This window comes from Rhizobium sp. K33 (assembly GCF_056501445.1).
In genome coordinates this window covers 3,814,549-3,831,534 of sequence record NZ_CP096478.1, presented here as the reverse complement: position 1 = coordinate 3,831,534, position 16,986 = coordinate 3,814,549, and the positions used below count along the sequence as shown (strand labels likewise).

Annotated in this window: 14 protein-coding genes; 3 read left to right on the top strand and 11 right to left on the bottom strand. The window is 63.8% G+C overall.

Annotation, left to right across the window (positions count from 1 at the left end):
* Window positions 1-77: 77 nt before the first annotated feature.
* From phnD to phnG, 9 genes are all read right to left on the bottom strand, one after another.
* Window positions 78-983, bottom strand: coding sequence for a phosphonate ABC transporter substrate-binding protein (gene phnD, locus M1E12_RS18450; protein WP_113459020.1), 906 nt, complete (start codon window positions 981-983; stop codon window positions 78-80).
* Window positions 984-1,061: 78 nt separating this feature from the next.
* Window positions 1,062-1,919, bottom strand: a complete 858-nt coding sequence (gene phnC, locus M1E12_RS18445; protein ID WP_113459019.1) for a phosphonate ABC transporter ATP-binding protein — start codon at window positions 1,917-1,919, stop codon at window positions 1,062-1,064.
* Window positions 1,920-2,040: 121 nt separating this feature from the next.
* Window positions 2,041-2,655 carry a DapH/DapD/GlmU-related protein gene (locus M1E12_RS18440; RefSeq protein ID WP_479562851.1) on the bottom strand — a complete coding sequence of 205 codons (615 nt, stop codon included), beginning with the start codon at window positions 2,653-2,655 and terminating at the stop codon, window positions 2,041-2,043.
* Window positions 2,652-3,359 carry a phosphonate C-P lyase system protein PhnL gene (phnL, locus tag M1E12_RS18435; protein ID WP_479562850.1) on the bottom strand — a complete coding sequence of 236 codons (708 nt, stop codon included), beginning with the start codon at window positions 3,357-3,359 and terminating at the stop codon, window positions 2,652-2,654. The genes M1E12_RS18440 and phnL overlap by 4 nt, the downstream gene beginning before the upstream one ends.
* Before the next feature lie 24 nt (window positions 3,360-3,383).
* Complete coding sequence (phnK, locus tag M1E12_RS18430) at window positions 3,384-4,160, bottom strand: phosphonate C-P lyase system protein PhnK (protein ID WP_479562849.1); 777 nt, start codon at window positions 4,158-4,160, stop codon at window positions 3,384-3,386.
* Window positions 4,157-5,050, bottom strand: a complete 894-nt coding sequence (locus M1E12_RS18425; RefSeq protein ID WP_310242671.1) for an alpha-D-ribose 1-methylphosphonate 5-phosphate C-P-lyase PhnJ — start codon at window positions 5,048-5,050, stop codon at window positions 4,157-4,159. The genes phnK and M1E12_RS18425 overlap by 4 nt, the downstream gene beginning before the upstream one ends.
* Window positions 5,047-6,153, bottom strand: coding sequence for a carbon-phosphorus lyase complex subunit (locus tag M1E12_RS18420; RefSeq protein ID WP_479562848.1), 1,107 nt, complete (start codon window positions 6,151-6,153; stop codon window positions 5,047-5,049). Before M1E12_RS18420 ends, M1E12_RS18425 begins: the two co-directional genes overlap by 4 nt.
* A gap of 3 nt (window positions 6,154-6,156) precedes the next feature.
* Entirely contained in the window at window positions 6,157-6,765 is a 609-nt protein-coding gene (phnH, locus tag M1E12_RS18415; protein WP_479562847.1) for a phosphonate C-P lyase system protein PhnH, read from the bottom strand.
* Window positions 6,765-7,235: a phosphonate C-P lyase system protein PhnG gene (gene phnG / locus M1E12_RS18410; protein WP_479562846.1), complete on the bottom strand. Its 471-nt coding sequence runs from the start codon at window positions 7,233-7,235 to the stop codon at window positions 6,765-6,767. The genes phnH and phnG overlap by 1 nt, the downstream gene beginning before the upstream one ends.
* A gap of 102 nt (window positions 7,236-7,337) precedes the next feature.
* Here phnG and phnF point away from each other — a divergent pair, with 102 nt between their 5' ends.
* Complete coding sequence (gene phnF, locus M1E12_RS18405; protein ID WP_136539335.1) at window positions 7,338-8,057, top strand: phosphonate metabolism transcriptional regulator PhnF; 720 nt, start codon at window positions 7,338-7,340, stop codon at window positions 8,055-8,057.
* Between the two features lie 39 nt (window positions 8,058-8,096).
* Here phnF and M1E12_RS18400 read toward each other — a convergent pair whose 3' ends face one another.
* The gene (locus M1E12_RS18400; protein ID WP_479562845.1) at window positions 8,097-12,344 is read right to left on the bottom strand and encodes a beta strand repeat-containing protein; all 4,248 of its coding nucleotides are present in this window, start codon (window positions 12,342-12,344) and stop codon (window positions 8,097-8,099) included.
* A 382-nt stretch (window positions 12,345-12,726) separates the two neighbouring features.
* Here M1E12_RS18400 and M1E12_RS18395 point away from each other — a divergent pair, with 382 nt between their 5' ends.
* Entirely contained in the window at window positions 12,727-15,432 is a 2,706-nt protein-coding gene (locus M1E12_RS18395) for a cation-transporting P-type ATPase (RefSeq protein WP_479562844.1), read from the top strand.
* 14 nt (window positions 15,433-15,446) lie between these two features.
* Here the strand turns inward: M1E12_RS18395 and M1E12_RS18390 are convergent, their stop codons facing one another.
* Window positions 15,447-16,136 carry a GntR family transcriptional regulator gene (locus tag M1E12_RS18390; protein ID WP_479562843.1) on the bottom strand — a complete coding sequence of 230 codons (690 nt, stop codon included), beginning with the start codon at window positions 16,134-16,136 and terminating at the stop codon, window positions 15,447-15,449.
* Window positions 16,137-16,295: 159 nt separating this feature from the next.
* On the opposite strand from M1E12_RS18390, the gene M1E12_RS18385 reads away from it, so the two are divergent.
* Window positions 16,296-16,982, top strand: a complete 687-nt coding sequence (locus M1E12_RS18385) for a type 1 glutamine amidotransferase (protein WP_479562842.1) — start codon at window positions 16,296-16,298, stop codon at window positions 16,980-16,982.
* Window positions 16,983-16,986: the final 4 nt, after the last annotated feature.

The window sequence follows — 16,986 nt, the reverse complement described above, 5'->3', positions numbered from 1 at the left end:
CAATTCCTTCTGGAAAGGCTTCAAGGAAAGACCGCCGGCGGTGTCCCGACCGGCGGTCCCATTGCTTACGTCAGCGATCAGCCGCCGATGGTGGCCTTACGAGCGTCGATGATCGGCTTGTAGAAGTCGACGTTGACTTCGGTGAAGCCCTTGAAATCGCCGCCCTGGATGGCCGAGAAGCAGGCCGGGTCAGACTCCGGCAGACCCATCATGAATTCCTTGAACTTGGTCTTCATGTCCTCGTTCATCGAGGTGCGAACGACGACCGGACCGTTCGGGATCAGCGGGGACTTCCAGACTTCAACCAGGTCATCCATGTTCAGGATGCCCTTGTCGACCATCTTGCGCAGGTTGCCCGAGGTGTAGCCGTCCTTGAACTCGCCGACGCCAGAACCCCAGGTCGTGCCGACGTCGAAGGTGCCCTTGACGACTTCGAGAACGAGATTTTCGTGGCCGCCGCCGAAGCCGGTGGAGGCGACAACCTGGTCCACCGGGCCGCCGAGCGCTTCCGGCAGGGTGACGAGGGGGACGAGGTAGCCGGAGGTGGAGTCCGGATCGGCATAGCCAAGCTTCTTGCCCTTGATGTCTTCGACCTTGGTGATGCCCGAATCCTTGCGAGCGACCATGATCGAGTAGTAGCCGCTGGAACCGTCGGTCTGGACGGTCGTCAGGATCGGCTCGACGGCGTCAGCCTTGGCGAGGTAGACCTTGGCAAAGGCCGATGCGCCGAGTTCGGCGTAATCAAGCGTGCCGCCCAGCAGGCCCTGAACAACGCCGTCATAGTCGGCGGCCGGGAAGAGCGAGACCTTTTCAACGCCGAGAACCGACGGAAGCTTTTCGGTCATGCACTGGAAGTTGCGCAGGCGGTCGGCTTCGTTTTCGCCGCCGAGGATGCCGATGCGGAATTCCTTGAGGTCTTCGGCGTGAACGCCGGAGGCCAGAGCAACGAGAGCCGCCGTGGCGAGCAGGGTCTTCTTCAACATGAGTTCATCTCCTGTTTCGTAGGATGAGGGTATGTCTTGACGTATCGCCCGTGTCGCAGGGCCAGCGATCTTCGTGGCTCAGGCCTCAGCGACGGCGAGAGGGCGGAGGCCAGCGGATGGGATCTTGCGCTGCTCATTGTCCTGATGCGCAATGTTGATGCTCGTCGAGGTCATGGTCTCGTCGATGCCGGCGCCATGCTGGTCGGCGCCGTAGATTTCATGCACAGCCTCGGCCGTGAGTTCGTTCGGCGAGCCGTCGAAGACGACGCGGCCGCGCGCCATGCCGATGATGCGCTCGCAGTAATTGCGGGCGGTATCGAGCGTGTGCAGATTGGTGATGACGGTGATGCCTTCGCGCTCGTTGATGTCGCGCAGCGCATCCATCACGATCTTGGCGTTGAGCGGATCGAGCGAGGCGATCGGCTCGTCGGCGAGGACCATTTTCGGTGACTGCATCAGGGCGCGGGCGATTGCCACGCGCTGCTGCTGGCCACCCGACAGGGTGCCGGCGGCCTGGAGCGCGGTCTGCTCGATGCCCAGACGCTCGAGGGCGGCGATCGCCATCAGGCGCTCCTCGCGGGTGAAGACGTTGAGGATCGAAAGAGCCGTCGAGCGGTGGTTGAGGCGGCCGAGCAGGACGTTGGTCAGCACATCGAGGCGCGGCACCAGATTGAACTGCTGGAAGATCATGGCGCAGTCGCGCTGCCAGTTGCGCAGTGCCGTGCCATGCAGGTTCGAGATTTCGAGATCGCCGAAACGGATGCTGCCGGAGGTGGGATCGACCAGGCGGTTGATCATGCGCAGGAGCGTCGACTTGCCGGCGCCGGAGCGGCCGATCACGCCGACCATCTGGCCAGCCGGGATTTCAAGCGTGACCGAATCTACGGCCTTGTTGGTTCCGAACTGGCGGGTGAGGTTGTCCAGCCTGAAGAGCATCGTCTTTCCTTCGCCGTCATTGATTGCGGTGCTGGATAGGCATTAGCCTTGGCCCGTGAAATGCGAATGTCAGTTTCGTGTAGGATTTGTGAAACCAGGTAAATCTCTGATTTCGCTGCAATTATGCGTATTTTTCGATGAATTGTTCCGCATCCATGTGACGGAAATCCTCAAGCGCGCCGAACAGGCGGTCGTGGCCCCAGTCCCACCAGGCAAGCGCCTGCATGCGCTCGGCGACCGACCTTGGAAAACGCTCGCGGATCAACTTTGCCGGCACGCCGCCGACGATGGTGTAGGGGGCAACATCGCGGGAGACGACCGCGCCCGCTCCGATCACCGCGCCATCGCCGACAGTGACGCCGGGCAGCACGGTTGCGCCGTGGCCGATCCAGACATCGTGGCCGATCGACACCCTGTTGTCGCGACGCCAGGAGAAGAAGTCGTGGTCGTTCTCCGCGCCGTCGAAATAGTCGGCGGCACGATAGGTGAAGTGGTGCAGCGTCGGCCGCCAGGTCGGGTGATTGGTGGCGTTGATGCGAACGGCGGCTGCGATGTTGGCGAATTTGCCGATCGTCGCGCACCAGACGGCGCCGTCCTGCATGATGTAGGAATAGTCACCCATCTCGACTTCATCGAGGCGGCAGCGATCGGCGACTTCGGTGTAGCGGCCAAGGGTCGAATTGACGACCCGGGCAGTCTCGTGAAGGAGGGGTTCGAGCCCGAGCTTCTTCGTCATGCCGCGACCTTTCGCGGTGAGAACTGCATGACGTCGAGGATGCGGTCGGCGACGGCTTCGCGCACTTCCTCGTCGTGGAAAATGCCGAGCAGGGCGACGCCTGCCTCCTTCTTCGCGCGGATCATCGAGACCACGACCGCACGGTTGGCGGCATCGAGCGAGGCGGTGGGCTCGTCCAGCAGCAGGACGCCGTGATCGGTAATGAAGCCACGGGCGATGTTGACGCGCTGCTGCTCGCCACCGGAAAAGGTGGAGGGCGGCAGCTGCCAGAGATCGCGCGGCAAGTTTAGCCGGCTTAGGAGTTCTGCGGCGCGGTCGCGTGCTTCGTCCGTCGAAACACCGCGTGCGACGAGCGGTTCGGCGACCACATCGAGGGTCGAGACGCGCGGCACGGTGCGCAGGAACTGGCTGACATAACCCAGCGTGCCGCGGCGGACTTCAAGCACCGTGCGGGGATCGGCGGAGGCGATGTCGACGATGCGGCCGTCATGGTTGACGAGGATCTGGCCCTGATCGACGGCGTAGTTGCCGTAGAGCATTTTCAGGATCGAGCTTTTGCCGATGCCTGAGGGGCCGCCGAGCACGACGCATTCTCCCGATGCAACGGAGAAGGACACGTTGGCCACGACGGGCAGGACGAGGCCGCCGCGCAAATGCATGGTGAAGCTCTTGGCGACTTCCGAAACGATGAGCGGTGTCGGCATGATGGTTTCCTTTCGCGACGTCCGTCAGACCTGGAGGATCGAGGAGACGAGAAGCTGGGTATAGGGTTCGCGGGGATCGTCGAGCACGCGGTCGGTGAGGCCGTGTTCGATCACATGGCCATCCTTCATCACCATCATCCGGTGCGAGAGGAGGCGGGCGACCGCGAGATCGTGGGTGACGACGATGGCCGAAAGGCCGAGATCGTTGACGAGACCGCGGACGAGATCGAGCAGGCGCGCCTGGACCGAGACATCAAGGCCGCCGGTCGGCTCGTCCATGAAGACGAGGCGGGGACCGGTGACGAGATTGCGGGCGATCTGCAGGCGCTGGCGCATGCCGCCGGAGAAGGCGCGCGGCTGGTCGTCGATGCGGTCGATGGAGATTTCCACGCGCTCCAGCCATTCGCTCGCCGTCTGCCGGATCTTTCCGTAGTGGCGGTCACCGACAGCCATCAGGCGTTCGCCGACATTGGCGCCGGCCGAGACCGTCATGCGCAGGCCATCGGCCGGGTTCTGGTGCACGAAGCCCCAGTCCGTGCGCATGAGGAAGCGGCGTTCGGCCTCGCCCATATGGTAGAGTTCGCGGTACTGACCGTCGCGCATGTGGTAGTCGACACAGCCGGTCGTCGGCATCAGCCGGGTCGAGAGGCAGTTCAGAAGCGTCGTCTTGCCCGATCCGCTTTCGCCGACGATGGCGAGCACTTCGCCTGGCCAGAGATCGAAGGAGACTTCAGAGCAGCCGATGCGGTTGCCGTAGAATTTCGAGAGGTTGCGAACTTTCAGAAGGGGCTGGTCGCTCATTCTGCGGCCTCCTTGTTCTGGGCGAGCATTTCGCCGACATGGCCTTCGGCCTGGCGCGTCTCGCAGTGGTCGGTGTCGGAGCAGACGAACATCCGGCCGCCCTTGTCGTCGAGCACGACCTCGTCGAGATAGACGTTGTGGGCGCCGCAGAGCGCGCAGGGCTTGTCGAAGGTCTGGATCTCGAAGGGGTGATCCTCGAAGTCGAGGCTGACGACGTCGGTGTATGGCGGAACGGCATAGATGCGTTTCTCGCGGCCGGCGCCGAAGAGCTGCAGGGCTTCCGACATGTGCATCTTCGGATTGTCGAATTTCGGTGTCGGCGACGGATCCATCACGTAGCGGCCCTCGACCTTGACCGGATAGGCATAGGTCGTGGCGATGCGGCCGTGCTTGGCGATGTCTTCGTAGAGCTTCACATGCATGAGGCCGTATTCTTCCAGCGCATGCATCTTGCGGGTCTCGGTCTCGCGCGGCTCGAGGAAGCGCAAGGGTTCGGGGATCGGCACCTGATAGACCAGAACCTGACCTTCCCGGAGCTTCTCCTCGGGGATGCGGTGGCGCGTCTGGATGATCGTGGCGTCGCTGGTCTTGGTGGTGACGGCCACCTCGGCGACCTTCTGGAAGAAGGCGCGGATGGAGACGGCGTTGGTCGTGTCGTCGGCGCCCTGGTCGATCACCTTCAGCGTGTCATCGCGGCCGATTATCGAGGCGGTGACCTGCACGCCGCCGGTGCCCCAGCCATAGGGCATCGGCATTTCTCTGCTGGCGAAGGGGACCTGGTAGCCGGGAATGGCGATCGCCTTCAGGATCGCGCGGCGGATCATGCGCTTGGTCTGTTCGTCCAGATAGGCGAAGTTGTAGGTGGCGAGTTCGGTTGCCAGCGCGGTCATTCTGCGGCCTCCTTCAGATCAGTCTGTTCAATGCGGCTTGCGTCATGCTTTGCCCGCATGCGGCGGACGAGGTCGAGCTCGGCCTGGAAGTCGACGTAATGCGGCAGCTTCAGGTGTTCGACGAAGCCGGTCGCCTGGACGTTGTCGCAATGGGAAATCACGAATTCCTCGTCCTGGGCCGGGGCGACGACATCCTCGCCGAATTCCTGGGTTCTGAGCGCCCGGTCGACCAGTGACATGGACATGGCCTTGCGTTCGCTCTGGCCGAAGACGAGGCCGTAGCCGCGGGTGAACTGCGGCGGGGCCTTGGCCGAGCCCTTGAACTGGTTGACCATCTGGCATTCGGTGACGCGGATCTCGCCAAGCGAGACGGCGAAGCCCAGTTCCGGTACATCGAATTCGACCTCGACCAGACCCATGCGGATTTCGCCGACAAAGGGATGGGTGCGGCCATAGCCGCGCTGGGTGGAATAGCCGAGCGCCAGAAGGAAGCCTTCGTCGCCACGGGCGAGCGCCTGGAGGCGCAGGTCGCGCGGCATCGGGAATTCCATCGGCTCTCGGGTGATGTCGGCGGCGACGTGATCCTCGGGCATTTCGCCATCCGGCTCGATCAGGCCTTCACCGTCGAGAATGTCGGAGACCCGCATGACATGCTCCAGACCTTCCTCGCGCTGCTCGCCCATATCGACCGTTTCGTCATCGAGCAGCGAGGGATCGAGCAGGCGGTGGGTGTAGTCGAAGGTGGGGCCGAGCAGCTGTCCGCCGGGCAGATCCTTGTAGGTGGCGGAGACGCGGCGTTCGACGCGCATCTTACCTGTTTCGATCGGCCGCGAGGTGCCGAAGCGCGGCAGCGTGGTGCGGTAGGCGCGCAGGAGGAAGATCGCTTCGATCATGTCGCCGCGCGACTGCTTGAGGGCGAGCGCTGCCAGCGCGCAGTCGTAGAGCGAGGCTTCGGCCATGACGCGATCGACGGCAAGGCCGAGCTGGGCGACGATCTGGTCGATCGTCACCGATGGCAGCGCCCGGTCACCGCGGCGGCGGTCGGCAAGGAGCTTGTGGGCGTTGGCGATGGCTTTTTCGCCACCCTTGACGGCAACATACATGGCTCAGGCCTCCATCTCGCGGATCTTGGTCGTGCGCGGCAGCGCGATGAAGCGCGGACCGCAGGTCAGCACCAGATCGACACCACGGGGGAAGAGGGCGCGATTGTCGGCCCACTGCCGCAGGAAGGTTTCCGGCAGACCCTTCGGTGCGATCATGGCTGTGTCGCGAATGCCGGGGCCCGAGAGCTGCAGAGGCTGGCCGCCCTCGAGAGCCGTGATCTCAACGACCAGCGTGGTCGAACGGTCCGGATATTCCTGGGTGCCGAGCGCAAACTGCGTGAGCGAGGGAACGGGTGCTCCCGCTTCGACGAAGGCGAATTTCGCATCGGACTTCGTGGATGTCAGGCTGGCGCCGGTGTGGAACCCGATCCAGCCCGGCAGGGCGGACTTGACCAAGACTGGTGTCAGCCAGATCGGGGTGTCGTGGTCGCAGAGCGTCAGGAGCAAGGCGCCTGCCGCCACGCCAAGCGGCGCGGGCGGGGCTACCGGCACGTCGATCACGCCCTGGCTCCCCGGGCGCGCCATGGCGTCCATGACACTGCGAAAAACCGTCTGGGCGTGGGTGACAGCATCGGGGAAGCCGCCGTCCAGGCTTTCAGTGACGTCGAGCATCAGTCTTCTCCTCGAACCATGGTGAAGAAATCGACCTTCGTCGCGGCCGTTTCGGCCTCGAGGCGTTCGGCCTCTTGGGTGAGGCGGGCTTCGAGGGGTGCGAAGAGGGCTGTTTCGAGCGTGTTCCTTGCGGCCTCGTCCTGTGCCAGAGCGTCGAGCACGGCCGAGAACTGGGCTGCCTTGCGGTCGGTTCCCAGACGGTAGCCATGGCCCACACGACCGTCGGCAAGGCGAATGCTGGCTCGGCTGACCGTCGCTTCACCGAGGTTGAAGGGCGCGCCGCCGCCGCCGATCCGGCCCTTGACCATCACGAGCCCGGTTTCGGGACCGCGCAAGGCGGTAAAGTCCGGGATGGGGCCGAGCGCTGCAAGTGCGCTCTTGAGCTCTGCTATCGTTGCCTTGGCGAGCAGGTCGGCGATCCGCTTTCGATCGATCTGCGGGCCTGTTTCAATTTCCCTGGCTGTGTCCATTGTCAGTCCTCGAAATGTCTAGTAATATAGACAACCATACAAGTTACTTTAGGAGTAACCGCTGGTCGTGACAAGCTTGTGACAAGGACACCGAAAACAGTGATGCAGAGACAGAAGGGCGTTGCCCTCTGGCGCCAGATTTCCGATCGGATCCGCGCCAATATCCTGGCAGGTCTCTATGACAGGACGGGTATGGTGCCGGCAGAAACGGCGCTGGCGGAAGAATTCGGGGTCAATCGCCATACCGTGCGTGCGGCGCTCGCGGCACTCGCGCAGGAGGGCATCGTGCGTGCCGCGCAGGGGCGCGGGACGATGATCACCCAGCGCGACAAGTTCGATTTCCCGATCGGACGGCGGACCCGTTTCACCGAAGGGATCGGTGAACAGGCCCGCGAACTGAAGGGTATTCTCCTTTCCTCGTCACGGGAGGTGGCCACGCCGGAGTTGAGTGACCGGCTGCAGTTGGCGCGGGGTGAGGAGGTTTTGAGACTGGATGGCATCCGCAAGGCTGACGGACGAGCCGTCTCGCGCTCCACCATGTGGTTTCCGTCCGAGCGCTTCGCCGGCATCGACAAGGCCTTCGCCGAAACCGGCTCGATCACGCGGGCTCTCTCAGCCTGCGGGGTGGAGGATTATCTGCGCGATGTGACGGAAATTTCGGCCGTTCATGCCGAGCCTGATGATGTCGCCCATCTGGAGCTGACACCGGGCGCGATCGTGCTCGTCACGCGGGCGGTCAACACGGATCCGCAGGGGTGCCCGATCCAGTTTGCGGTGACGCGTTTCCCGGCGGATCGCGTGCAGTTCACCATCCGAAACTGAAAGAGGCCGGCTGCAGGCCGACCTCTCATTCTTTCATCCTCAGACAGCCTGGTAGGCGGCGAGGATGGCTGCAATCTGCTCAGGGCTCAGATTGTTGGACTGGGTGGCGCTGATCGCCTGCAGCTGCGCCGGCGTCATGTTTGAGATCTGGCTCACCGTCAGACCGGGAAGTGCCTGCTGGCTGATGGCTGCGATGTCTTCCGTCGAGAAGGTTCTGAAGTTGGTCGCGCCGAGCGCCGTCAGCTGCGCCGAGTTCAGCCCGGCGACCTGGGTCGGCGTCAGGGCTTCCGCCTGGTCAGCCGTCATGCTGCTGACCTGCGCCACCGTCAGGCCGCCGATCGCCTTGGGATCCATGGCGGCGATCTGGCTCGTCGACATCCAGGCGAGCTTGTCGGTTCCAAGCGTTGCGAGCTGGATCGCGTTCATGGCGCCGACCTGTGCCGTCGTCAGCGCGCCGATCTGATCCTGCGTCATCGCCCGGAGCTGATGATAGCTCAGGCCGGCGATCTGTCCCGTCGTCAGGGCCGCAATCTGTTCAGGCTGCAGCGTTGCAAAGACTGCAGGCGTCAGCCCGCCGATCGCGCTTGGTGACAATGCCGCGATGTCCGCGGCGGTCAGGGTTTCGAGCGCGGTGGGGCTGAAGGCCGCCAGCTGCGTGGCGCTCAAGGCGCCGACCTGTGCTGAGGTCATCGCGTCCAGCTGGCTTGCCGTCAGCGTGGCAATCTGCGCCGAGCTCAGGCCGGGGATGGCTTTGGTGGAGATGGCGGCAATCTGGGTCGCCGAGAGGGCGGAGATGGTTCCGGCCGAAAGCGATGCGATCTGGGTTGCCGTCAGCGCGCCGATCTGGGTTGCGGTCATGACGCCGAGCTGGTCGGGCCGCAGGGCATTCAGCTGGTCGAAGGTCAAGGCGCCGACCTGTGCTGCCGTCAGCACGCCGATCTGCTCCTGGCTCAGGCCGGCGATGTTGGCCGCCGAGAGGCCGGAAATTGCGGTCGGCGCAATGGCCGCGAGCTCTGCATTGGACAGCGTTCCCAGCTGGGCGGAGGAGAGCGCACCGATCTGTGTTGCGGTGAGTGCTGCGATCTGCGTCTGGCTGAGACTGTCGATCTGGGTCGTCGACATCGAGGCGATCTGGGAGGTGGTCAGTCCGGGGATTGCCTTGACGTTCAGCGCCGCGATCTTCTCGCTCGTCAGGGTGGCCAGACTGTCGTTGGAGAGTGCAGCGACTTGGCTGGAGCTGAGAGCGCCGATCTGCATCGTGGTGAAGAGCGTCACCTGTTGCGGCGTAAGCGCACCGACCTGCGCAGGCGTCAGAGCTGCGATCTGGCTCGTCGTGAGAGCCGCGATCTGGTCGGCTCCGAGCGCTGCGATCTGCTGGTTCGTCATGCCGGCGATGCCGGCTGCGCCGATCGCGGCGAGCTTCGCGGTGGAGAGATTGCTGAGCTGTGTGGGCGTGAGGGCTGCCACCTGCGTTGCGGTCAGCGCCCCCATCTGGGCCGAGGTCAGGGCCTCGATCTGGTTGGTGGAAAGCGCTGCGATCTGGGTGGTCGACAGGGCTGCTATCGCCGAGGTGCTCAGGGCGGCGACCTGCTCGGGAGACATGGCCCCTAGCGCGGCTGTGGTCAGCGCCGCGGACTGGGTCGCGCCGAAGCCCGCAATCTGCTTTGCGCTCAGGACATCGACCTGGGTCGGTGTCAGGGCCGCCACCTGGTCAGCACTCATCGCGCCGAGTTGCGCCGGCGTCAGCGCGGCGACCTGATCGAGGTTCAGGGCGGCGATCGTCTCAGCGTCCAGGCTTGCAAAGGCGCTGGTGTTGATGGCGGCAATTTCGGCCGGCAGGAAGGCGAGAATGTCGGACTTGCGCATGGCGCCGAGTTGCGCCGCGGTCAGGCCGGAAATCTGCGTCGCCGTCATGGCGTCGATCTGATCCGCCGACATGGCGGCGATCTGATCGGTGCTGAGGGCGGCAATGGTGCGTGCGGAAAGGCCTGCGATCTGTTCCCGCGAAAGAGAGGCGATGTTGGTCGGCGACAGCGACGCGATCTGGGCTGCCGTGACGGACTGCAGCTGGCTTGCGGTCAGCGAAGCGAGCTGGGTCGGCGTGAAGGCCACGACCTGTTCGCTCTTCATCGCGGCAATCTGGGCCGTCGTCAGTTTGGCGATCTGTTCCAGGCTCAAGCCGTCGATCTTGTCGGCCGAGATGGAGGAGATCGCGCTTGTCGAGATTGCCGCGATTTCCGCCGGCAGGAAGGCCGCAAGCTGTGCTTCCGACAGGGCGCCGATCTGCGGCCCGGTCATTCTTGCGATCTGCGCAGCGGTCAGACCTTCGATCTGGCTGTCATCGAGGGCTTCGATCTGGTCCGTGGTCAGCCCCGTGATCGAGGCCGGAGAAAGGGCAGCAATCTGGGTCGGCGACCAGGCCTTGACCGCGTCCACGGACAGAGCCGAGATCTGGGCGGCCGAGAGAGCCGCGATCTGGCCATTCGACATGGCTTCCGTATGGAAGGCTGTCAGTCCGGAAATCTGCTCTGCCTTCAAGGCGCGGATCTGGGTGGTCGTCAGAGCGGCAATCTGCTCAGGCCCAAGCGATGCCATGCGTTCGGCAGTCAGGCCGGTGATCGCCTTTGCGCTGATGGCGGCGATCTTGGTTGGGCTCATGCCGTCGATCAGGTCCGAAGGCAGTGCTGCAATCTGGGCGGCGCTCAGGGCGCCGATCTGGGTGGTGCTCAGACCATCCAGCTGATCCAGGGACATGGCGCCGATCTGATCGGCCGTCAGGCCCGCGATGGCGCGGACGCTGAGTGCGGCAATCTGGTCGCCCGAGAAACTGGCGACGGCTTCGACGGACATGGCGACAATCTGGTTGCCGGTGAGGCCGCGTATCTGGGTCGCAGTGAAGCCGGCAATCTGATCAGGCGTCAAGGCTGCGACCTGGGCTGCTTTCAGAGCCGCGATCTGCGTGCTCGACATGGCACCGATCTGGCTGAGGCTCAAGCTGGCAATCTGGGTGGGCGTGAAGCCGGTGACAGCGGGCGAGTTGAAGGCACCGATCTGAGCCGGCGAGAGGCCGGCGATCTGGGTCGTCGACAGGCTTGCGACCTGGGCGGCGGTCATTCCGGCGATCTGCGAGGTGCTGAGGCTCTGCAACTGCTCGACGCTCAGGGCGGCCAGTTGCTCGGCATTGAGCCCGGCGACGGCCTTTGGCGTGAGGGCCGCGATTTGCGGCGTGGTGAAGCCCGCGACGGTGGCCGTCGGCAGGGCTGCAATCTGGGTGGCGCTCAAGGCGCGGATCTGGGTCGTCGTCAAGGCGGCCAGCTGATCGTCACTAAGGGCCGACATCTGGGTGCGGGTCAGTGCGGCAATCTGGGTGGCGGTCAGGCTGGAAACCTGAGACGGCGACAGACCCGCCACCTGATCGGTGGTGAGGCCGGAGATGGCGCGCGGATTGAGCGCGGCGATCTGGGTGTTGGAGAAGTTGGCGACCTGCTCGACGGACAAGGCGGCCAATTGCCTCGAGGTGAGGGCCGTGAGCTGGCCTGTGGTCAGCGCGCCGATCTTTTCGTCGCCGAGCGAGGCGAGCTGCTCTGTGCTCAATCCAACGATCGCTCGGGTGCTGATTGCGGTGAATTGCGAAGTCGACAAGACATCGAGCTGCTCGGAGGTCAAGGCCGCGACCTGTGTGGCGCTCATGGCAGCGATTTGCGTGTTCCACAAAGCGCCGACCTGTTCGGGCGTCAGCGCTGCGATCTGGGTAGGTGTCAGGGCCGAAATCTGATTCGGCTTCAATGCTGCGATCTGTGTTGCCGAGAAACTGGCCAGTCGCTCCGGCGATTGGCCTCGGAGAGCCGCCGTGTTGATCGCGGCCATGTCTTCGGCAGAGAAGGTGGCGAGATCCTCGATGCTGAAGGCGCTGAGCTGGCTTGCGGTCAGGCGCGCAATCTGTGCCGGGGTCAGAGCCTCCGACTGTTCGCTGCTCAGGCCGCCGAGCTGGGTGGCAGACATTGCTGCGACCTGGGTCGAGACGAGGCTCGAGACATCATCCGGCGAGAGCGCGGTGATCTGGTCCAGGGTGAGGCCGGTGATCGAGCGGGGCGCGATCGCCTTCAACTGCGTGGTCGAGAGACCAGCAACTGCTTCCGTTTGCAGAGCGGAGATCTGGGACGACGTCAGCGCGCTCACCTGCGCGCTCGAGAGGTAGCTGATCTCCTCTTCTGACCAGGAGCTCACCGTCGAATTGGGAAGCGCCCGGATCTGGGCGGGGCTGAGCAGGGAAATGGACGACGTCATGTCTATCGGCCTCTTGTTTTCAAACGAATGCGCTCAAAAGTGTTTCACCGGTTGGCATCCGTCCGATCGAGGCTTTTCGTCTCAACCTTTTCAGTGGCTTCCGGCACAAGGTCTTGCCCGGCAGTTGGACACTCCACCCAGCATGGATGCGCTTCTAGCGGTCAAGGCTTGCCTGAGCCTGTGCTTTCACATCCCCCGGTTGGTCGCCGGCCGGAGCCGCCAGAGCCGTTCTGCCGGTGCCATAGCCAGAATTGTCTTGGATCAAGGCGAGGGGTCGATCGGACCGCCATGCTTGCCTCGTTTTGCAGCCCAGGGCTGCAAACGATCGAGCAAGAGATTTCGCGTTTCAGGTGATTCGGATCCGGTTGGAGCAGAGACATTCATGACAGACAGCCACGAAATGCCGATGCTTCATGCTCTTCCTTCCGAGGGCGCACTCGAGGTGACGGCTTCCCGATTATCGGGGCTCAGAAGCGACGAGGCGGAGGAAAGGCTTCACATCCATGGATTGAACCGGCTCCCGATGGTCGCGCCGCGGGGGTGGCTCATCCGTTTCCTCTCGCAGTTTCACAATGTGCTCATCTACGTGCTGATCGCATCGGCCGCGGTGACCGCGTTCATGCAGCACTGGATCGACAGCGGCGTCATCGTTGCCGTCATCCTCGGCAATGCCATCGTCGGTTTTCTGCAGGAGGGGCGTGCGGAAGCCGCGATGGACGCGATCAAGGACATGCTCGCGCCGCATGCTGCGGTGCTGCGCGACGGTCGAAGAACCTCCGTCGATGCCAGCGAGCTCGTGCCGGGTGACATCGTTCTGGTCGAAGCCGGGGACCGCGTGCCGGCGGATCTGCGGGTGATCGAGGCGCGGAGCCTGAGGGTCGAGGAAGCGGCCCTCACCGGCGAATCGGTGCCGGTGGACAAGGCGAGCGACCCTGTGGCCAGCGACGCCGCACTCGGTGACCGCAGTTCCATGTTGTTCAGCGGGACGCTCGTTGCGGCTGGCACTGGACGGGGCGTGGTGGTGGCAACCGCAATGGCGACCGAGATCGGCAAGATCAGCGGCATGCTGCAGAGGGTGGAGACCCTGTCGACCCCGCTGGTGAGGCAGATGGATGTCTTCGCCCGCTGGCTGACGCTTTTCATTCTGATCGTTGCCGCACTTCTTCTCGCCTATGGCCTGGTCGTCGGCCATCTCGATTTTTCCGAACTGTTCATGACGATTGTCGGGCTCTCGGTCGCTGCCATCCCCGAGGGCCTGCCGGCCGTTATGACGATAACCCTGGCTGTCGGGGTCCAGGCCATGGCGCGACGCAATGCGATCGTCCGGCGACTGCCGGCAATCGAAACCCTCGGCTCCGTTTCGGTGATCTGCACGGACAAGACGGGCACGCTGACGCGCAATGAAATGGTCGTGGCAAGCCTGGTTGCGGCCGGGCATGTCTATGCCGTCGATGGCGAGGGTTATGCGCCGGAGGGCGCCGTGCGCTGGAAGGAGGCAGATGCCGATCCGCGCGATCATACCGTGCTCACTGCCTTTGCGCGCGCAGCCGGCCTTTGCAACGATGCGGTGCTGCATTCGGCCAACGGCGCCTGGCGGGTCGAAGGTGATCCCATGGAGGGCGCCTTGATGGCGCTTGCCGGGAAGATCACTGGCGGAGGTGCCGATCCCTTTACTGAAGGCTGGAGACGCGTTGACGTCATTCCCTTCGATGCAGCCCATCGCTACATGGCCGTGCTCCATGTCGACGACAAGGGCAGATGCCACGTGCATGTCAAAGGCGCGCCCGAGGCGATCCTTGCGCTGTGCGCGGGTCAGCGCATGCCGGATGGTTCGACAGGTCCCCTCGATGTTGCCTATTGGGAGCATATGGTGGACATGCTTGCCGCCGAGGGGCAGCGTGTACTTGCCGTCGCCATCGGCGAATGGCGGCCGGAAATGCGTCATCTGACGCAAGAGGCGCTTGTCGGTACGCTGACCCTGATCGGTCTCGTCGGCCTCATGGATCCACCGCGGCCGGAAGCGATCGCTGCCGTTGCCGAGTGCCACCGGGCCGGGATCCGGGTCAAGATGATCACCGGCGATCATGCCGCGACGGCGAGGGCGATTGCCGCAATGATCGGCCTGCAGCGCACGGATCGCGTGCTGACCGGCGCCGACATCGACCGGATGGACGATGCGTCGCTTGCCCTGGCGGCCATCGAGACCGACATCTTTGCCCGCACCTCGCCGGCGCACAAGCTGCGGCTCGTCACGGCTTTGCAGTCACAGGGCCTGACGGTTGCCATGACCGGAGACGGCGTGAACGACGCGCCCGCGCTGAAGCGTGCCGATGCCGGGATCGCCATGGGGATCAAGGGCAGCGAGGCGGCCAAGGAAGCGGCCGAGCTCGTGCTTGCGGATGACAATTTTGCTTCGATCGCGGCCGCGGTGCGCGAGGGGCGCACCGTCTACGACAACATCAAGAAGGTGATCAGCTGGACCTTGCCGACGAATGCGGGAGAGGCGGCAACGATCATCATCGCGCTTTTTGCGGGGCTCGCTCTGCCGGTGACAGCCGTCCAGATCCTCTGGATCAATCTGGTCACCGCGGTGACCCTTGGCCTGGCGCTGGCGTTCGAGCCCTCCGAGGACGGGACAATGCAGCGTCCGCCGCGCCGACGCGACGAGCCGCTGCTGACGGCGGACCTGCTCTGGCATATCTTTCTCGTCTCCGTGCTGTTTGCGGCCCTCGTCTTCGGGATCTTCTTTTACGCCCTGGACAAGGGCCATTCGGCGGAACTTGCCCGCACCATGGCGATGAACACGCTCGTCGTGATGGAAATCTTCCACGTCTTCTTCATTCGCAACATCTACGGGACGTCGCTGACCTGGCGCGCCATCCGCGGAACGAAGGTTATCTGGGCCTGCGTCATTTCGGTGACGGTGGCGCAGTTTGCCATCACCTATCTGCCGTTCATGCAGCGGCTCTTCGGCACCGAAAGCGTGCCGCTCATGGATGGTCTGGTGATCGTGGGATTGGGTTGGGTCTTCTTCGCGCTGGTGGAAGTCGAAAAGCAGATGCGCCTTGCCCTGCGCAAGCGGGTTTGAGCGTTTCCTGCAGATCAGGTTGTGGCCCGTTTCGGGGGTGAGGCTTCCTCGCGCAGGAAATGCCGGCCGAGATGGCCGACGCCGTCCTGGATGTCAGCTTCGATGGCTCTCGCAAGTGCTGCGGTGTCGCTGTTGCGGATCGCGTCCATCGCCTCGGCGTGGCGGTCTATGCGGTAGCTGTCCTCAAGCTTGGCGGTGGCAAGGCGCATGAAGGGACCGAGGCGCAGCCAGACGGATTCCATCAGATCGAGCAGCACGCCGCTCGCCCCCGGTTCGTAGAGGGTGCGATGGAAGAGGAAATTGAGCTCCGTCGAGCGCAGCAGGTCGTTCGCGGCATAGGCTTCGTCGATCTCGGTGTCGATCGCCTGGAGCCGCGCGAGGCGTTTGGCGTCGATGTGCGGCAGGGCGCGGATCGCTGCGAGCGTTTCAAGCGCCGTGCGCGCGGCGATGATCTCCTCGAATTTCGAGAGTGTCATTTCCGGTATGCGGACGCGGCGATTGTCGAGATATTCGAGCGCTCCATCGGCCACCAGCCGGTGCAGGGCTTCGCGAACCGGCATGGCGCTCACGCCCAGATCGTCGGCGACCCCATTGATGGTGATGGGCAGACCGGGGGCGACGGCGCCCGACATGACACGGGCGCGCAACGTCCGATAGACGCGCTGCTTCAGCGATTCTTCCGCCCTGCGTTCCTCGATCGCCATGGTTCGACCGGATTCCCCTGTCCTGATGGATGCCGCCCAAGCGCTGAATCTCGCGCTTCGGCCGTTCACCCTCTTGAAATTTGATCAAACTAACATTTGGTATAGTCAGACGGAGTGCAAGGGCCGAATCCGCCTTTTGCTGTTCAGCAGGAAGCTCACATGACCACCAAGACCATCGGCATTCTCGTCACGGGTCACTCGCCCGCCGAACTCACGGATGAGTACGGCAACTATGCCGACATGTTTGCCGCGCTGCTCGGCAAATTCGACTTCACGTTCAAGCGCTTCTTCGTCGTGGATGGTGAGTTCCCGGAAAGCCCGACCGAGGCCGATGGCTGGCTGCTGACGGGCTCGAAGTTCGGCGTCTACGAAGACCATGATTGGATCCGCAAGCTCGAGGATTTCATCCGCCAGGTGCATGCAGCCAAGGTGCCGATGGTCGGCATCTGTTTTGGGCATCAGGTGATGGCCAAGGCGCTCGGCGGTCATGTCGAGAAGTTCAAGGGCGGCTGGTCTGCCGGTCCCGTAACCTACAAGCGCTCCGATACGGGCGAAGAGCAGGTGCTGCTTGCCTGGCACCAGGATCAGGTGATCAAGGTGCCTGAAGGGGCTGAAGTCGTCGGCAAGACCGATGCCTGCGAGAATGCCGTCATCCGCTATGGAGACTGGGGGCTTTCCTACCAGCCGCATCCGGAGTTTTCGCCGCGTTTCTTCGAAGGGCTGGCAGAAGCGCGCAAGGCTGCCATTCCGGAACCGCTTTTCGAGCAGGTGAAGAAGGTCGACGTGCCGATTGCGACCGACAAGATCGCCCAGGAGATCGGCGAATTTTTCACGCGCGACCGCTGAAGCC